General features: G+C 61.8%; 16 protein-coding genes. 11 read left to right on the top strand and 5 right to left on the bottom strand.

All coding sequences use genetic code 11. The features are described from left to right. Positions 1 to 60: 60 nt before the first annotated feature. Positions 61 to 1,314 carry a tRNA epoxyqueuosine(34) reductase QueG gene (queG, locus tag LMG28727_RS29000; protein ID WP_201645779.1) on the bottom strand — a complete coding sequence of 418 codons (1,254 nt, stop codon included), beginning with the start codon at positions 1,312 to 1,314 and terminating at the stop codon, positions 61 to 63. A gap of 17 nt (positions 1,315 to 1,331) precedes the next feature. On the opposite strand from queG, the gene tsaE reads away from it, so the two are divergent. Both tsaE and LMG28727_RS28990 read left to right on the top strand, forming a co-directional pair. Continuing rightward, positions 1,332 to 1,904, top strand: a complete 573-nt coding sequence (tsaE, locus tag LMG28727_RS28995; protein ID WP_201645778.1) for a tRNA (adenosine(37)-N6)-threonylcarbamoyltransferase complex ATPase subunit type 1 TsaE — start codon at positions 1,332 to 1,334, stop codon at positions 1,902 to 1,904. Continuing rightward, positions 1,886 to 3,484, top strand: a complete 1,599-nt coding sequence (locus LMG28727_RS28990; protein ID WP_201645777.1) for an N-acetylmuramoyl-L-alanine amidase — start codon at positions 1,886 to 1,888, stop codon at positions 3,482 to 3,484. The genes tsaE and LMG28727_RS28990 overlap by 19 nt, the downstream gene beginning before the upstream one ends. Before the next feature lie 127 nt (positions 3,485 to 3,611). Here LMG28727_RS28990 and LMG28727_RS28985 read toward each other — a convergent pair whose 3' ends face one another. Further along, positions 3,612 to 4,493, bottom strand: a complete 882-nt coding sequence (locus tag LMG28727_RS28985; RefSeq protein ID WP_201645776.1) for an EamA family transporter — start codon at positions 4,491 to 4,493, stop codon at positions 3,612 to 3,614. 177 nt (positions 4,494 to 4,670) lie between these two features. Here LMG28727_RS28985 and LMG28727_RS28980 point away from each other — a divergent pair, with 177 nt between their 5' ends. Together LMG28727_RS28980 and trxA are read left to right on the top strand one after the other, a co-directional pair. Then, positions 4,671 to 5,546, top strand: a complete 876-nt coding sequence (locus tag LMG28727_RS28980) for a pirin family protein (protein WP_201645775.1) — start codon at positions 4,671 to 4,673, stop codon at positions 5,544 to 5,546. 150 nt (positions 5,547 to 5,696) lie between these two features. Next, the gene (gene trxA / locus LMG28727_RS28975) at positions 5,697 to 6,545 is read left to right on the top strand and encodes a thioredoxin (protein WP_201645774.1); all 849 of its coding nucleotides are present in this window, start codon (positions 5,697 to 5,699) and stop codon (positions 6,543 to 6,545) included. Between the two features lie 162 nt (positions 6,546 to 6,707). On the opposite strand, the gene tcdA is transcribed toward trxA, so the two are convergent. Further along, positions 6,708 to 7,589, bottom strand: coding sequence for a tRNA cyclic N6-threonylcarbamoyladenosine(37) synthase TcdA (gene tcdA, locus LMG28727_RS28970; RefSeq protein WP_201645773.1), 882 nt, complete (start codon positions 7,587 to 7,589; stop codon positions 6,708 to 6,710). 260 nt (positions 7,590 to 7,849) lie between these two features. On the opposite strand from tcdA, the gene pdxH reads away from it, so the two are divergent. The 3 genes from pdxH to LMG28727_RS28955 all read left to right on the top strand — a co-directional run bounded on the left by pdxH (position 7,850) and on the right by LMG28727_RS28955 (position 11,413). After that, positions 7,850 to 8,491, top strand: coding sequence for a pyridoxamine 5'-phosphate oxidase (gene pdxH / locus LMG28727_RS28965; RefSeq protein ID WP_201645772.1), 642 nt, complete (start codon positions 7,850 to 7,852; stop codon positions 8,489 to 8,491). A gap of 142 nt (positions 8,492 to 8,633) precedes the next feature. Further along, positions 8,634 to 9,848 (top strand): SAM-dependent methyltransferase, encoded by a 1,215-nt coding sequence (locus LMG28727_RS28960; protein ID WP_201645771.1) that lies wholly within the window; start codon positions 8,634 to 8,636, stop codon positions 9,846 to 9,848. 71 nt (positions 9,849 to 9,919) lie between these two features. After that, positions 9,920 to 11,413, top strand: coding sequence for a DUF72 domain-containing protein (locus tag LMG28727_RS28955; protein WP_201645770.1), 1,494 nt, complete (start codon positions 9,920 to 9,922; stop codon positions 11,411 to 11,413). Between the two features lie 233 nt (positions 11,414 to 11,646). Here LMG28727_RS28955 and msrA read toward each other — a convergent pair whose 3' ends face one another. After that, a complete protein-coding gene (gene msrA, locus LMG28727_RS28950) occupies positions 11,647 to 12,192 on the bottom strand; it encodes a peptide-methionine (S)-S-oxide reductase MsrA (RefSeq protein WP_201645769.1) in 546 nt (181 codons plus the stop codon). 258 nt (positions 12,193 to 12,450) lie between these two features. Between msrA and LMG28727_RS28945 the strand changes: the two genes are divergently transcribed. Then, positions 12,451 to 12,960, top strand: a complete 510-nt coding sequence (locus LMG28727_RS28945) for a flavin reductase family protein (RefSeq protein ID WP_201645768.1) — start codon at positions 12,451 to 12,453, stop codon at positions 12,958 to 12,960. A 377-nt stretch (positions 12,961 to 13,337) separates the two neighbouring features. Here LMG28727_RS28945 and LMG28727_RS28940 read toward each other — a convergent pair whose 3' ends face one another. Continuing rightward, the gene (locus tag LMG28727_RS28940) at positions 13,338 to 13,853 is read right to left on the bottom strand and encodes an Lrp/AsnC family transcriptional regulator (protein ID WP_201645767.1); all 516 of its coding nucleotides are present in this window, start codon (positions 13,851 to 13,853) and stop codon (positions 13,338 to 13,340) included. Positions 13,854 to 13,983: 130 nt separating this feature from the next. Here LMG28727_RS28940 and kynB point away from each other — a divergent pair, with 130 nt between their 5' ends. The 3 genes from kynB to kynA all read left to right on the top strand — a co-directional run bounded on the left by kynB (position 13,984) and on the right by kynA (position 16,921). After that, a complete protein-coding gene (kynB, locus tag LMG28727_RS28935) occupies positions 13,984 to 14,646 on the top strand; it encodes an arylformamidase (RefSeq protein ID WP_201645766.1) in 663 nt (220 codons plus the stop codon). Positions 14,647 to 14,712: 66 nt separating this feature from the next. Beyond that, a complete protein-coding gene (kynU, locus tag LMG28727_RS28930; protein WP_201645765.1) occupies positions 14,713 to 15,963 on the top strand; it encodes a kynureninase in 1,251 nt (416 codons plus the stop codon). Positions 15,964 to 15,973: 10 nt separating this feature from the next. After that, positions 15,974 to 16,921, top strand: coding sequence for a tryptophan 2,3-dioxygenase (kynA, locus tag LMG28727_RS28925; RefSeq protein WP_201645764.1), 948 nt, complete (start codon positions 15,974 to 15,976; stop codon positions 16,919 to 16,921). The last annotated feature ends 501 nt before the right edge of the window (positions 16,922 to 17,422 follow it).

The following is a 17,422-nucleotide window of genomic DNA, read 5'->3' as shown; positions in this document are numbered from 1 at the left end:
TCGCGGCGGCTCGACGGTGCACGCTGGCGTACCTGCATGGGGCACGCGGCCTGCGCTACTTTACGCCGCTTCCAGCGCCCATTGCACGTGCTCGCGCACGATCGCGGAGGCGTCGTCGGCGCGTCGCTTCAACGCCTGCACGATGGCATCACGCGCCGACGCATTCAAACTTCCCGACGCTGCACGCAGCGCATTGCCCATCCCCACTGCAAGATTGCGCAACCAGCTTTCATAGCCGATCCGGCGAATCGCGCTGCCCTGCATCCGCGTGTCGAATTCGTCGGCGGTCCATGCAAACAGTTCGACCAGCGACGCGCGATCGAGCCCATGCCGCACGTCGAAATCGGCAACGGGCGCGGCCTGCGCAAATTTGTTCCACGGACACACAAGCTGACAATCATCGCAGCCATACACACGATTGCCGATCAGCGGCCGCATTTCCAGCGGAATACTGCCTTTCAGTTCGATCGTCAGATACGAGATGCACAAACGCGCATCGACCTTATAAGGCGCGACGATCGCGCCAGTCGGACAGGCGCCGAGGCAGCGCGTGCAACTGCCGCAATGCGAGCCAGGCGTTTCGGGCGCGAGGTCTGGCGACGTCACGGCATCGGTCGGCAACGGCACATCGACATAAATTTCGCCGAGGAAAAACAGCGAGCCCGCATCGCGTTGCAACAACAGCGTGTGCTTGCCGCGCCAGCCGATGCCGGCCTTCTGCGCAAGTTCTACCTCCAGCACCGGCGCCGAATCGGTAAATACGCGGTAGCCGAACGCACCGATCTCCGCTTCGATTTTCTCGGCGAGATGTTGCAAGCGGTTACGCATCACCTTGTGATAATCGCGGCCGCGCGCATAGACCGACACCACCGCAGCCGACGGGTCCGCGATCCGCGCATGCTCGGCTGCGCGCCAGTCTTGCGCGATTGACGCATCGCCGGAGCCGCTTTCCTGCGCGATTCCTTTCAACGTCTGAGCGGGCAAATAGGCGATGCGCGCGGTAATCACACGTCGCGTGCCGGCCACAAGCTCGGCGGGCCGCGCGCGTTTCATGCCGTGTTTCGCCATATAATCCATCTCGCCGTGGCAACCCGCTTCCAGCCAGGCTGCAAGCGGCGCTTCGGCTGCGGAGAGATCGGTATCGCTAATGCCGATCGCCCCGAAACCCAGTTCACGGCCCCAGCTTTTGATGTTCAACGCGAGCGCATTCAGCGCCGCTTCATCGTAATGACGAGCGCTATCCGCATCGTCCGTTGCGATGGACGAATGCAGGCTGGCAACTGTGGACTCGGGGGACTCCGGACTTCGTTTCATCACGCCATTTTACGAGAATGCCTGCCAATCCCGATCACGCGATTCTGCCGTCCGCCACTCCTCTGCTCGAACGCAGCTTCGCGCTCGCAGACGAAGCCGCCACGCACGCGTTCGGCGAGCGTTTCGCGCAGGCGATCGAAAGCGTGCGCGAAGCCGCGCAACTTGCGCCGCAAGCGAACGGCAACACGGCATTCCACGGGCTGCAAGTCCAACTCATCGGCGACCTTGGCGCCGGCAAGACCACTCTCGTACGCGCGACCTTACGCGGCCTCGGTCACACCGGCCGCGTGCGCAGTCCGACCTACACGCTCGTCGAACCTTATGCGCTCGAGCGCCCTGCTGGGGAACTCGCGCTGTATCACTTCGATCTGTACAGATTCACCGATCCGGCCGAATGGGCCGACGCGGGCTTTCGCGAGTACTTCGACAGCGGTGCCGTCTGCCTTGTCGAATGGCCGCAGCGCGCGGGGTCCCTTCTGGGGGTGCCGGATCTCGTCTTCTCACTCGATCTGGACAGCGAGAACGACGGACGCGTGCTCGTCGCACGGGCATACAGCGAATCAGGAAAGGCATGTCTCGAAAGATGTTGATCAAACCGTTCCGCTCAATCGAATCCGCGGCTACCGCCACGCATAACTGGCGGCGCCGGCAGATTCTGCGGGCGGGAGCGTCCACGCTCGTACTCGGGCTGGTTGCGCCACGTCTGGCCATGGCCAGCTCGGTGCTCGGCGTGCGGGTCTGGCCCGCGCGCGACTACACCCGCGTGACGATCGAATCCGATCAGCCGCTGCAGAACACGCAGCAACTGTTGCAGGCACCGGACCGGCTGGTGGTCGATCTGAGCGGTCTCGATCTGGACCAGGCGCTGAAGGACCTGGTGTCGAAGATCACGCCGAACGATCCGCAGATTTCGGCGGTGCGGGTCGGGCAAAATCAGCCGCACGTGGTGCGTATGGTGTTCGACCTGAAGGGTTCCGTGAAGCCGCAGGTGTTCACGTTGCCACCGGTCGGCGCGTACAAGTACCGGCTCGTGTTCGATCTGTATCCGGCCGTTGCGCCCGATCCGCTAATGGATCTGCTCGCGCAGACCGAACACAAGCAACAGACGTTCAACGAAGAGAACGGCGTACCGCCTGCCACGTTGAGCGGTCCCGGCACCACGCCGCCCGCCGCGGATAACAGCGAAGCGTTCTTCGAGCGCTATGCGCAGAATGGCAGCAATGGCGGCGCTAACAGCGGTCCAGCGCCTGCGCAGGGCGTGCCGCGTCCGCAGGTGCATGTCGCGCCCACGCCTTCGGCGCCGATCATTGCTGGCAAGCCGGCGGTTCCGCTTTCGCCGCCTGCCGCGATTGCGCGCAACAAAGGCAGCAGCAAGCCGAACAACCTGGGCAGCGACAACGACGACAGCGGCGACGACACCTATGCGTTCTCCACGCCGAAGTCCGGCAAGAGCAACACGGTGCGCCTCTTGACCGTCGCGATCGATCCAGGCCACGGCGGCGAGGATCCGGGTGCAATTGGCGGCGGCGGCACGTACGAGAAGCACGTCGCGCTCGACATCGCGAAGAAGCTGCGCGCGAAGATCGACGCGCAACCCAACATGCGCTCAATGATGACGCGCGACGCCGACTTCTTCGTGCCGCTGAACGTGCGCGTACAGAAGGCGCGGCGCGTCGGCGCGGACCTGTTCGTGTCGATCCACGCAGACGCGTTCACGACACCCGAGGCGAAGGGGTCGTCGGTATTCGCGCTGTCCGAGCATGGCGCGACGAGCGCGGCGGCTCGCTGGATGGCGAACAAGGAAAACTCGTCGGATCAGATCGGCGGGATCAACATCAAGTCCGCCGACGCAACCGTCAACCGCGCGCTGTTCGACATGTCGACCACCGCGCAGATTCGCGACTCGATGCGCTACGGCAACTTCGTGCTGAACGAAATTGGCGGTATCAACAAGCTGCACAAGGGTTCGGTCGAACAGGCGGGGTTTGCGGTGCTGAAGGCACCGGACATTCCGTCGATCCTCGTGGAAACCGCGTTCATCAGCAACCCGGACGAGGAGCGCCGCCTGAACGACGACGCGTATCGCGACAAGATGGCCGACGCGATCATGAATGGCATCAAGCGTTATTTCGCAGCCAATCCGCCGCTGGCGAAAAACCGGATGACCTGACGCGCTTCGGCTTGCAGTGAACGAAGCAATGAACAACGGCCGCTCAGTGACGAAGCGGCCGTTTTTTTGTCGATGCACGATGCGCGATGCGTATGAGCTCCGCGACACTGACCCGCAGCACCTGCGCTCAGCGCGCTGGCGTCAGTCTCTGCACCACCCATCCGCCGAACACATTCACGGCCAAGCCCGCCATCACCAGCAACGCGCCGCCGACCTGCGCCGCGGTCAATTGCTCATCGAGCAGCAACGATGCTGACGCCAGCCCGACAATCGGCACCAGCAACGAGAACGGCGCGACCTGGCTCGCCGGATAACGCGACAACAGGCGGCTCCACAATCCATAGCCGATCAATGTCGCGATAAACGCCAGATAGACGATCGCGAAAATCGACATCGCGCTGATGCCGGACAGCGCGGCGGCAATCCGCTGCGGCCCTTCGAACGCGTACGACGCCGCAAAAAACGGCAGCGGCGGAATCAGACTCCCCCACACCACCAGCCCGACGAGATCGACCTTGCCGACCTTCTTCGTGACGATGTTGCCGAGCGCCCACGAACATGCGGCGCACAAGGTCAGCACGAAGCCGGCGAGTGTCATCGCATGGCCGCCTTGCAAACCGATTACAGCGAGACCGGCCGCCGCGATCAGCAAACCCACGACGTTCGGCAAACGAAAGCGCTCGTGCAGGAAAATCGCCGCGAAAATCAGCGTGAAAAACGCCTGTGCCTGCAACACCAGCGAAGCGAGCCCCGCCGGCATGCCGACGTACATTGCGGAAAACAGGAACGCGAACTGGCCAAAGGAAATCGTCGCGCCGTACGCGAACAGCCAGCGCCACGGCAGATTCGGCTTCTTCACGAAAAACACCGCAGGCACGGCAGCGAGCGTGAAGCGCAGTGCGCCGAGCAGCATCGGCGGCACGCCATGCAAACCCACCTTGATCACGACGAAATTGACGCCCCACGCGACCACGACGATCAGCGCGAGCAGCAGATCCTTGGGCGACATCCCGGTCTCCATCCCATTGTTCAATCCGGCAGTTTAGCGGAGCCTTACCTTGCCGGTCGCCGGCCCCGCTACGGATTCCCGGAGTGCGGGCCGGCACCGAGGCGTCGGCATGGTGCGCTGCGCAGTAGAATCGTCCATTGCGCAAGATTTCCGCCCACCATTCCAGCCGAGCCTGCCATGTCTACCTCGATCAAAGCCGTCCTCAAACCGCATCTGCGCGACGTCGGCAGTCTGACCGTGCGGCGTGTGCTGCCCGCCATGGCCGCTCGTCTGATCGGCCCGTTTATCTTCTTCGATCACATGGGCCCCGCTACCCTCGAACCCGGCACCGGCCTCGATGTGCGGCCGCATCCGCATATCGGACTCGCGACCGTGACCTATCTGTTCGAAGGCTCGATCATGCATCGCGACAGCCTCGGCTCGGAGCAGAAAATCGTCCCCGGCGACGTCAACTGGATGACGGCCGGGCGCGGCATCGTTCATTCCGAACGCACACCCGCCGAAGACCGCGCGAGTGGGCTGACCATGCACGGCATCCAGACGTGGGTCGCGTTGCCGCTCGAAGACGAAGAGGTCGAGCCGTCGTTCGCGCACCACGCGGCTGACACGTTGCCGGTAGTCGAACGCAATGGCGTCACGTTGCGTGTGATCGCGGGCACGGCGTTCGGCGCGGAGTCGCCGGTCACGACGTTCTCCGGCACGCTGTACGTCGCCGCCGAGTTCGCGCCGGGCGGCGCGTTCGCGCTCGAACCGGAGCATGAGGAACGCGGTGTCTATCTGGTCGACGGCGATCTGGAAATCGACGGCACGCCGCTCGAAGTCGGTCAGATGGCCGTGCTCGCGCTTGACGAAACTGTCACGCTCGCGAGCACGCACGGTGCGCGCGCGATGCTACTCGGCGGCGAAAAACTGGATGGCGAGCGCTTTATCGAATGGAATTTCGTGGCGAGTTCGCGCGAGAAAATCGACGCAGCGAAGCTCGCGTGGAGCAATCAGGAAATGGGCAAGGTGCCGGGCGAAATCGAATGGATTCCGCTGCCGGAGCGTAAGTGAGCGGCAACATGCGCGAATCAGCGCACATGAGCACACGAGCGCGAGTCCGCGCCGATTAACCCCGACGCTCGCGTGGGCAAGCGTGCCCCGCATTGAATCCGCGCCGTTCGGCCCCATTTACTGACAAACCGTTTTATCGACGAGGACGCAATGGACACCACTCTGGCCACTTTTGAACAGGACGTCATCGCGGCGTCGACACTGGCCCCCGTGCTGGTCGATTTCTGGGCGCCGTGGTGCGGCCCCTGCAAAAGCCTGGGCCCGATGCTCGAAAAGCTCGAAGCCGAAGCCGCCGGCAAATGGAAGCTGGTAAAAGTGAACGTGGACGAGAATCAGGAGCTGGCCGCGCATTTCCAGGTGCGCAGCATTCCGCACGTGATGGCGTTTGCCGACGGCCGCCCGGTCGACCAGTTTGTCGGCGTGCTGCCGGAAGGCCAGTTGCGCGAATTCATCGACCGGCTCGTGCCGCAAGGCGCAGACGCCGCGCGTCTCGAAGCACAGGCTGCGCTCGCCGAAGGCCGTCGCGACGATGCGTACGACGCGCTGCAAGCCGCCCTCGCCTACGACCCGGGCTTCGACGAAGCGCGCATGGACCGCATCGAACTGCTTCTCGATGACAACCGTATCGACGAAGCGCGTAACGAAGTCGATCTGCTGTCGCCGAAAACCACACAGGGTATCGACGCGCGTTTCAACGCGATCAAAACCCGCCTCGACGCCGTCGATGCCGCCGCCGATCTGCCGCCCACCGACGCACTCGAAGCTAAAGTCGCCGCCGCACCCGACGATCTCGAAGCCCGCTTCGATCTGGCCAGCGCGCTGATCGCCCGCCTCAAATATTCAGAAGCACTTGAACATCTGCTGGCAATCGTGCAACGCGACCGCACGTTCCGCGACGATATCGGCCGCAAGACGATGTTATCCGTGTTCGATCTGGCCGCGCATCAGCCGGAACTGGTGGCGCAATGGCGGCGCAAGTTGAGCGCGTCGCTGTATTGATTTGCGCTGGCTTCATCCACGCGTGGCCGCTGCGAAGCTAGCTGCCGCGTTGGCATGGGCCGTAAAAAAAGGCGGTGAAAGCGACGCATCGCCGCTTTCACCGCCTTTTGCTTTTCGCCCTGATCCGGCTGAAACTTTTCGCTGAAACTGTCGGCTCGAGCGTCAGGCAGCGGCCTGCTTCGCCAGCGCCCGCAACACGTACGCAGCCGCGGCAAAACCGAAGCTCGCGGTCACGCACACGCTCGACCCAAACCCTGCGCAATTCAAACCGACCGGCCCCGTGTGGCCCGGCGACGTGCTCACGTGCTCCGCTTCCTCGTCGATATCGCAGACGGCCACTTCCGGATAGATCAACGGCTCGTCGGAATACACCGCGCTCACCTTGAACTTCGCCTTCGGCCCACGCGGAAAACCGTGCTGTTTGCGCAGTTGCCCGCGCACTTTCGACAGCAACGGATCCTGGATCGTCAACGCGAGATCGTCGATACGAATGCGCGTCGGGTCGAGCTGGCCGCCCGCGCCACCCACGGTAATCAACGGCTGCTTGCGTTCCACACACCATGCGATCAATGCGGTCTTGGTGCGTACGCTGTCGATCGCGTCGATCACGTAATCGAAACCGCCGCCTAACGTCGTGTCGAAATTATCCGCCTCGACGAAATCTTCGATCAACCGCACATCGCAGTACGGATTGATCGCGGCGATCCGCTCGGCCATCGCTTCGACTTTCGGTTTCCCGTAGTTGCCGTCGAGCGCGTGGATCTGCCGGTTCGTGTTGCTCTCGGCGACGTTGTCGAGATCGATCAGCGTCAGCGTGCCGACCGCGCTGCGCGCCAGCGCCTCCGCCACCCACGACCCCACCCCGCCGATGCCGATCACCGCGACGTGTGCGCCTTCGAACGCGGCGAGCGCAGGCGCGCCGTACAGCCGCGCGATGCCGCCGAAGCGTCGTGCGTGGTCGGCGCTTTCACTCCCGTCGAGGCTGGTAGTAAGATCGGATTGCGCGTCGGATTGCGCGTCGGCTTGCGCGGTGGTGCTGGACATGGTGGCGGGACTCGTTGAAGACTGGCAAAACGGAAATTGGCGGCGTCCGGGTCGATTCACAATCGACCTGAAACGCACTCAGACCGTATTTTGCCTGAACGCGCCGAGCCGCATCGCCGCACACGTTGCAATGCACGAATCGTCGAGCCTCACCCAATACGTCGTAGCCGTGCATTCAGAGCGTGAGAGCTTGACCTGCTCGCGCGCAAAGAATTTTCTCCTTAGCTATACTTGCCTGACTGTAGCGTTCGCATAAGAACATGACCTCACTCGCAGAACTTCGAAAAAATTATTCGCTGGGTTCTTTGGACGTTGCCGATGTCGACCGCGATCCGTTTCGCCAATTCGACACCTGGTTTGAACAGGCTGTAGACGCCAAACTACCCGAGCCGAATACGATGACGCTGGCCACGGTCGACTCGCGCGGCCGGCCGTCGGCGCGCATCGTGCTGATCAAAGGCGTCGACGAGCGTGGTTTTGTGTTCTTCACCAATTACGAAAGCCGCAAGGGCCGCGAACTCGCCGCCAACCCCTACGCGAGCCTGCTGTTTTACTGGATCGAACTCGAACGCCAGGTGCGCATCGAGGGCCGTATTGTCAAAACCAGCGCGGAAGAAAGCGACAACTACTTCGCGTCGCGTCCGCTCGGTTCGCGCATCGGTGCATGGGCATCGAATCAAAGTCAGGTAATTGAAAGCCGTTCGCAGCTCGAAACACGCGAACGCGAAATCAGTCTGCAATACGGCGACCAGCCACCGCGTCCGCCGCACTGGGGCGGTTATCGTTTGGTACCCGAAGCAATCGAATTCTGGCAGGGCCGGCCGTCGCGTCTGCACGACCGTATGCTCTATACGCGTGAAAGCGAAAACGGCGACTGGCAAATCTCCCGTCTATCGCCTTGAATCGGAATATATAACGTCGACAGCGCGCCGCCAACGTAGCAGCGCGCAACGACAGGATTGCGTCTGCGGCATAGGAGTTGCGCCGCGCTGAGTCGCGATCCACACAAGCTTTGCTTTAATTCAACGGACACGGAGAGATCACATGTTCTGGGAGAAGAAGCTGGCGCAGTGGGTAGAAGACGTAAAAACCAAGGCTAACCTGCCTGCACGCCTCGTGCTGTGGGACGGTCAGCAACATGACTTCGGGCAGTTCGCCGCGCCCCAGGTCACGCTACATGTCAAAAGTGCAACGGCGCTGCCGTATCTGCTCGAACCGAGCCTCGACAATCTCGGCGAGGCGTACGTGCAGGGCAAGATCGATATTGAAGGCAAGCTGTCGGACATCATCAATATCGGCTATCAGCTTGCGCGCAATACCGTCACCAGCGCGAGCAAGCTGGCGCGCGTGCGGCGCTACTTTCATCATTCGAAGGCGTCGGACAAGAAGGCGATCCAGTATCACTACGATGTGTCGAACGAGTTCTACAAGCTGTGGCTCGACGAGAACATGGTGTACTCGTGCGCGTACTTCGAAAACGGCGATGAAGATCTCGCGACCGCGCAGATCAAGAAAATCGATCACATCCTGACGAAAATCCAGTTGCAGCCGGGGCAGCGTCTGCTCGACATCGGCTGCGGCTGGGGTGCGCTCGTGCTGCGCGCCGCGCAGAAATTCGGCGCGAAGTGCGTGGGCGTGACGCTGTCGCAGAACCAGTTCGATCTCGCCACCGCGCGTGTGAAGGCGGCGGGACTGGAAGGTCAGATCGAAATTCGTCTGCAGGATTATCGCGACGTTCAGGGGCAATTCGATCGCATTACGAGCGTCGGCATGTTCGAGCACGTGGGCCGCAAGAATCTGCCGGGCTACTTCGAGAAGATCCACGACCTGCTGGTCGATGACGGCGTGGCGATGAACCACGGCATTACGTCGAGCGATTCGGATAGCGGCGAAACCGCGCTCGGTGGCGGCGAGTTTATCGACCGTTACGTGTTTCCGGATGGCGAGTTGCCGCACATCAGCCTCGCGCTCGAGGCAATGCAGCGCGGCGGGCTGGAAGCGGTCGACATCGAAAGCCTGCGCCGCCACTACGCGCACACGCTGGATATCTGGGCGGAAAACTTCGAGGCGAATGCGGAGAAGGCCCGTTCACTTGTCGATGACGAGAAATTCCGCATCTGGCGGGTGTATCTCGCGGGCTGCGCCTACGCGTTCGAAACCGACGACGTGTCGATCTATCAGGTGGTGTGCCGCAAGGCCGGCCGCAGCGCGAAAACCCTGCCGTGGTCGCGCCGCTACATGTACGACAAGCCGCTGTGATACGGTTGCGCCGTCGCGTCGCGGATAGGCGTCGCGACGCGGCGCAACTTTAAACAGCAGGTCGGATATCGATGGCGCAGAGCGGGACAAACGGGATTGGCAAGCCGCTGGACGGCCATGGCGAAAGTGTCGACGGCGGCGGTGAAGCTGCGCAGTTCGATCTGTTTGGGATGCCGGTGGAACGGGCGGTGTCGGCGGCAGCGGTGGCGGATGCTTCGCACGCGAAGCCAGCGCGCTCGACACAGGAGGCGAAAGAACGAGGCCGCACCGCTGGAATCGAGCCAGCGTCGCCCGCCCGCGACGCGCAAACCGCCGTGACTGCATCGACGCAGCCCGAAGCCCGACGTCAGCCGCGCGCCAAGTCTTCCACGGCTGCATCACTCTGGCAGGAAGACGCCGCGGCGCCCGAACCTGCACATCCGGCAACAGCGACCGGCGCGACGCTGGAGAACACCGGTTCGCCCCGCGAAGCCGGCGCGCCGTCCACTGCCGCCGATCCACCCAAAAAGCGGCGCGCGCGCGAGATCCTCGCGGCGCCGCCATCGGCCGAATTGCTCGCGCTGGCAGACGAGCTACCGCCGCAAATTCACCTCGGCACGTCGACCTGGTCGTTTCCAGGCTGGAACGGCATTGTCTACGGCGACGAATACAGCAATAGCCAACTCTCGCGCGAAGGCCTCACCGCCTATGGCGCGCATCCGCTGCTAAAGACGGTCAGCATCGACCGGTCGTTTTATCAGGCGCTGTCCGTCACCGACTACTTGCGCTACGCGCAGCAGGTCCCTGAGCATTTCCGCTTCATCGTCAAAGCGCCGATGACGGTCACCGACGCCACCGTGCGCGCCGCACGCGGCGAGCCAGTCTCGCTGAACCCCTGCTTTCTGAACGCGCAGGTGGCAATCGACGAATTCGTCACGCCCTGTCTCGAAGGGCTCGGTCCGAAAGCGGGTGCGCTGGTGTTCCAGCTTTCGCCGTTGCCGGATCAGATGCTCGCGCAGCCGGCGGTATTCATCGAACGGCTGGCCGAATTTCTGACGGCGCTGCCGACGCTGCCCGACGGCAGTTGCTACGCGATCGAAATCCGCGATGCGAGTCTGCTGACGCCGCGCTTTATCCGCACGCTCAAAGCGACCGGCGTGCGGTATTGCGTCGGGATTCATGCGCGCATGCCGGACCCGCCGCGCCAGGCGGCGGCACTCGCGCTGCTGGACGGCGAGCCGGCCGGGCCGCTGATCGTGCGCTGGAGTCTGCACGGCGGCTTCAAATACGAGCAGGCGAAGGCCAAGTACGAGCCGTTCAATCAAATGGTCGATCAGGATCCGGCTACGCGGGCGTCGCTCGCGGAACTGGCCGCGCGCTATGCGCTGGCCGGCCAGCCGGTGGTGATCGCCATCAACAACAAGGCGGAGGGATCGGCGCCGTTAAGTTGTGTGGAACTGGCGCGCGCGATTATCGATGCGTATGCGCGCCTGCTTCATGAGCGTGAGCAGGCTGAGAGTCAGCAGCAACCGGACCAAGCTGACGATCGGGATGGCGATAGCGAACCTGGCGGCCAGCCGGGGTGAAGCAGAGCGGCACGCGTTAAAGCGGGTTGCTGTGCGACGAGCGCGAATGCACGCGATCAGACTGTGGCACCGCTGAGCAGGTGGCGGCTCGTCGCTTTGTGTTTCGAGGACCGCACAGACTGCATGTGGCGCCGGCCGTCAGACGTCATCCGGGCGCAGCAGCCTATGCAAGTCCTCGTCGTGACGATCAGCGCCAGGATCTCATGCTGAAATCTCACGCCACCGCCCCATCCTCACGCCTTGATCCGATGCGCGAATTTCTGACGAAACTTCGACACCTTCGGCGCCACCACGACCGAGCAGTACCCCTGATTCGGATGCTGCGCGAAATAGTTCTGGTGATACGCCTCTGCCGGCCAGTAATTGCCATCGAGCGGCAGCACTTGCGTGACGATCTGACCGTCGTAAATGCCCTGTTCGCCGACTTCGCGGATTGTCTGTAACGCCGTCTCGCGCTGCGCGTCGGAGTTCGTGAAAATCACCGAACGGTACTGCGTGCCCACGTCGTTGCCCTGCCGGTTCAACTGGGTCGGATCGTGGATCGCAAAGAAAATGTCGAGAATCTCGCGATAGCTGATTTTCGCCGGATCGAAGTCGACGTTGACCACTTCGGCGTGTCCGGTCACGCCGTCACATACCTGTTCGTAGGTCGGATTCTGCGTCTGGCCGCCCGCATAGCCCGATTGCACCGAATTCACGCCATCGACGCTCAGATACACCGCTTCGAGGCACCAGAAACATCCGCCACCGAGGGTGGCGATTTCGCCTGTCTGACTCATGCTGCCTGCTCCTTGATCTTTGATAGTCGGCCATGCCGGTCCTGCTGGTACGCAACGCTCGTGCCATCGGCAAGAACTTTGCAGCTTAGCGGGTTTCCCCTTTCTCCATCTGGGATCACGGCCAGCCCACCGCGATTGCAGTTAAAATTGGGGCAAATCGACGATTTTCACTATGACTTTCGAATCATTTGTTTTCAACCGCGCGCGCGGTGGGTTCAGCCCCGGTTTCACCCGACTGGCGCCAGGAACCTCCTCTCAATGAAGCACGCCAGCCCGCCCAATTTTGACCAGCCCGCTTTCAAGCAGGCGCTCAGCCAGTTCGCCACCGGCGTCACCGTTATTACAACGCGTTCGGCATCCGGCCAGTTGATCGGCATCACAGCCAGTTCATTTAACTCGGTTTCGCTCAATCCGCCGCTGGTGCTGTGGAGTCTCGCGACCCGCTCGGCGTCGATGCCGGCCTTCCGCTCTAATAGTCACTACGTGATCAACGTGCTGGCGGCGTCGCAGCTCGATCTGTGCAAGCGCTTTGCAACCGTGAAGGGCGACCGCTTCGAAGGCGTGTCGCACGCGGAGGGCGATACCGGCATGCCGGTGCTGGACGGCGCGCTCGCATGGTTCGAATGCCATAACCGTAGTCGCTACGAAGAAGGCGACCACGTGATTTTCGTCGGCGAAGTGGAACGCTGCGGCGTCCATGAAAACGCTGCGGAGATTGCGCCGCTCGTGTTTCAGAACGGACAGTTTCACGGGCTTAAATCGCTCTGAATGCGGTTTAGCGGGTGCCGCGAGGTGGCGAGCACTCATCAGTTCAGTGACATGCGTCGCGTCAACGTCAGCGTTAATGGCAGCGAAATGTCTGCACCGGTGGATCCGGGTGTCGCGCAGGACACGCCAGCAAGGAGTAGACGACGGCGTTCAACTACGGCGGGTCGCCCTTCACGCGAGACGCACCGCAACAGCGGCTCGCGCGGAACCTGCGGAGAAAATGTTGGAAATCGGGCTCGACGGCATGCACGCCGTCAGCCGCACGTCATTCGCCGTGCCGCGTATCGTGCCAACCGGGCCAATCGCCTCAGCTCAAGCCGCCGAAAAACTCCACCGACGCCCGCCTCATCGGCCGCCAAAGCCAGCCAGCCGTTTGCTCAGCGATCGTTATGCGCGGCGCTATGGCCGCCCGTCTTCGTCACTAGCGACACCGGCACGCCCGAATCTTCCTTCAACGTCTGCAGCACGATATTCGAGCGAATATCCATCACGCCGGGCGCTTTATAGAGCCGCTGAAGCACGAAATCCGAATAGTGTTTGAGGTTGTGCGCGAGCACGCGCAGCAAATAATGGCTCTCGCCAGTGACGACGAACGCGCCGGCCACTTCCGGCCACTCACGCACCGCTTCCGCAAAGCGCTCATGCCAGTTTTCCTGGTCGTTGCGCATGGACACCTGCACAAACGCTTCCAGCTCGAACCCCAGAACTTCGCGATTCAGACAGGCGCGGTAATGCTCGATGACGCCCTGCTCTTCAAGCAGACGCAGGCGCCGCAGACAGGCTGATGGCGAGAGCGAAATGCGCTCCGCGAGGTCGAGATTGCTGATCCGTCCTTCTTGCTGAAGCACCGTCAAGATTCGGCAATCGGTGGCGTCTAGCGAGATCGCGTTCATATTCGGTCTCCCTTTCACGTTTGACTCAAATTATGTTCCAAGACACGCGTCACAAGGTGATTTTTTCGCAATCACATTTCGTCGCAACCCACCTATCATTTCCGGATAGACATATTTCGCAGATGGAGACATGCAAACACTCTGGGACATCACCCCCGCCGTCGATACCACGACGCCCGTCTGGCCAGGCGACACGCCGGTCACCATCGAGCGCGTATGGCGTATGGAGGCGGGCTCGCCCGTCAATGTCGCGCGACTGACGCTGTCGCCGCACACCGGCGCGCACACCGACGCCCCGCTGCATTACGACGCCGAGGGCGCGGCAATCGGCGAGGTGCCGCTCGAGATCTATCTCGGTTTATGCAGGGTGATTCATTGCATAGGGGTATCTCCTGTTGTGATGCCACAACACCTCGCCGGGTCGCTCGACAACCTGCCGCCGCGAGTCTTACTGCGGACTTACAGAAATGCGCCGACCGCCACTTGGGATAGCGCATTCTGCGCAGTTGCACCCGAGACGATCGACCTGTTTGCGTCGAAAGGGGTGAAACTGGTCGGCATCGATACGCCGTCGCTCGATCCGCAGGAATCGAAGACGATGGATGCTCACCATCGAATCCGCGCGCACCGGATGGCGATTCTCGAAGGCATCGTGCTGGATGCCGTCGCGCCCGGCGACTACGAGTTGATCGCACTGCCGCTGAAGCTGACCACGCTCGACGCGAGCCCGGTGCGGGCGGTTTTACGGGCGTTGCCGGGGATGCAGGCTGATGCGTCGCCTGAACCGCACTAAGTGCCGCATCCCCACTCCCAATCGAACTTTTCACCGAATCTGAACGATTTCACCAACGGAACCGCCATGAACCATCGTGACGAAGCACTCGCGCTCGATAACGCCGACCCGATCGCGCCGCTGCGCTCTCAATTCGCGCTGTCGTCGACCACCATCTATCTCGACGGCAACTCGCTCGGCGTGCCGCCGGCTGCCGCCGCGCAACGCGCGCAAACCGTGATCGCCGCCGAATGGGGCGAAGGGCTGATCCGCAGCTGGAATAACGCCGGCTGGTTTGAATTGCCCCGGCGTCTGGGCAACAAGCTCGCGCCGTTGATCGGCGCGGCCGACAACGAAGTGGTCGTCACCGATACGATTTCGATCAACCTGTTCAAGCTGTTGTCCGCGGCGCTGCGGGTCGCGAATGCGCGCGATCCGAAGCGTCGCGTGATCGTGTCCGAGCGCTCGAACTTCCCGTCCGATCTGTATATCGCGCAAGGCCTGATCGAACAACTCGACCGGGGATATGAATTGCGTCTGGTCGACGATCCGTCCGAGTTGCCCTCCGCTATTGGCGACGACACGGCCATCGCGATGATCACGCATGTGAACTACCGCACCGGCTACATGCACGACATGGCCGCGCTGACTCAACTGATCCACGACAAGGGCGCGCTCGCGCTGTGGGACCTCGCCCATTCGGCGGGCGCCGTGCCGGTCGATCTGAACGGCGTCGGCGCGGATTACGCGGTGGGCTGCACGTATAAGTATCTGAATGGCGGACCGGGTTCGCCCGGCTTCGTGTGGGTGCCGAAGCGGCATCAAAACGATTTCGCGCAGCCGCTGTCCGGTTGGTGGGGTCATCGCGCGCCGTTCAAAATGGACCCGGCGTATCAGCCGGACGATGGCATTGGCCGTTTTCTTTGCGGCACGCAGCCGATGGTGTCGATGTCGCTGGTCGAATGCGGGCTCGACGTGTTCCTGCAGACCGATATGCAGACAATCCGCCAGAAGTCGCTCGCGTTGTCCGATCTGTTTATCGAACTGGTTGAAGCGCGTTGCAGCGAATTTCCGCTGAAGCTGGTCACGCCGCGTGAGCATTCGCAACGCGGCTCGCATGCGAGCTTCGAACATCCGCATGGTTATGAGGTGATGCAGGCGTTGATCGCGCGTGGGGTGATCGGCGATTACCGCGAGCCGCATGTGTTGCGATTCGGCTTTACGCCGCTCTATACGCGTTTTGTCGACGTGTGGGACGCGGTGGAAACCTTGCGCGAAGTGCTCACGCAGGAAACCTGGCGCGCACCTGAATTCGCCGCGCGCGGGGCGGTGACCTGAGGAGCTTGCGATGACAGATCACATGAATACGCCGGGTTTGCCGGAAGAAAAACCTGCACAGGGATGTCCGTTCGGACATGGCCGTGAGATGACAGCGGCGGACTCTTCTCCCCGTTCGGTTGACGATGCTTCTTCCGGCGATAGCTGGCACGACGCGCAACTCGATTTCTCGGAGTCGATGAGTTACGGCGATTATCTGTCGCTCGGGACGGTGCTGGGTGCGCAGCATCCGTTGTCGCCGGATCACAACGAGATGTTGTTCATCATTCAGCATCAGACGAGCGAGTTGTGGATGAAGCTCGCGCTGTATGAGTTACGTGCCGCGTTGAAAGCGGTGCATCGCGACGAGTTGCCGCCGGCGTTCAAGATGCTGGCGCGTGTGTCGCGAATCATGGAGCAACTGGTGCAGGCGTGGAGCGTTCTCGCGACGATGACGCCGTCCGAGTACACCGCAATGCGGCCATATTTGGGAAGCTCTTCCGGGTTTCAGTCTTACCAGTATCGACAGATCGAGTTTTTGCTTGGCAACAAGAATGCGCAGATGTTGAAGCCGCATGCGCATCGGGCGGATGTTTTTTCCGAAGTCAAAGCTTCGCTTGAAGCGCCTTCTTTTTACGATGAAGTGGTGAGGTTGCTCGCCCGGCGCGGGTTTGAGATTTCAGCCTCGCGGCTGGAGAGGGATTGGACGCAGCCTACTGTGCATGATGCTTCGGTTGAGGCGGCATGGCTGGAGGTTTATCGGAATCCTTCGCAGCATTGGGATCTGTATGAGATGGCCGAGGAACTTGTCGACCTCGAGGATGCTTTTCGGCAGTGGCGGTTTAGACATGTGACTACTGTTGAGAGGATTATCGGGTTTAAGCAGGGGACTGGTGGGACTAATGGCGCGGTTTATCTTCGGAAGATGCTGGATGTGGTTTTGTTTCCGGAGCTTTGGCAGGTTAGGACGATGTTGTAGTGGGTGCCGCTGGCGGTTGGTTTGGTTGTGTTATGCGGGTGTTGGCCTTTCCTTGAATTCACGCTGGTCTATTAGCGCTGCCCCTGTGCGGGGCGGCAGTTGGTTTTGGTTGTGTTCCTCGGGTGTTGGCCTTTCCTTGCTTTCACGGTGGTCTATTAGTGTTGCCCCTGTGCGGGGCGGCACTCACTTTCTTTGCCGCCGCAAAGAAAGTAAGCAAAGAAAGCGGGCTCACACCGCCAGCTCTTAAGTGGGTCCCCTGGCTTGGAGGGGGCAGTGGTACATCTGGAATCGGTGCTCCCGCACACTCCGCGTTCGTGACAAGGCAGTCATACTTCCCGCCTCGCACTTCGTGCTCGCCGGAAAGGACATTCTTTCCGTGGTGTGCGTGAACAGGTGCGGTCGCAATACTCGGCAACTCGTTGAGCACCCCTTGGTTTTTTAGATATGCAAACGCGCGTGCCGCTCTGCACCGGAGGCAGGTGGCGCAGACAAACACATTGA

The organism is Paraburkholderia metrosideri (assembly GCF_904848625.1).
Classification (GTDB): Bacteria; Pseudomonadota; Gammaproteobacteria; order Burkholderiales; family Burkholderiaceae; genus Paraburkholderia; species Paraburkholderia metrosideri.
Note: the sequence above shows the minus strand (reverse complement) of the source record. Positions and strands in the feature narration are given on the sequence as shown.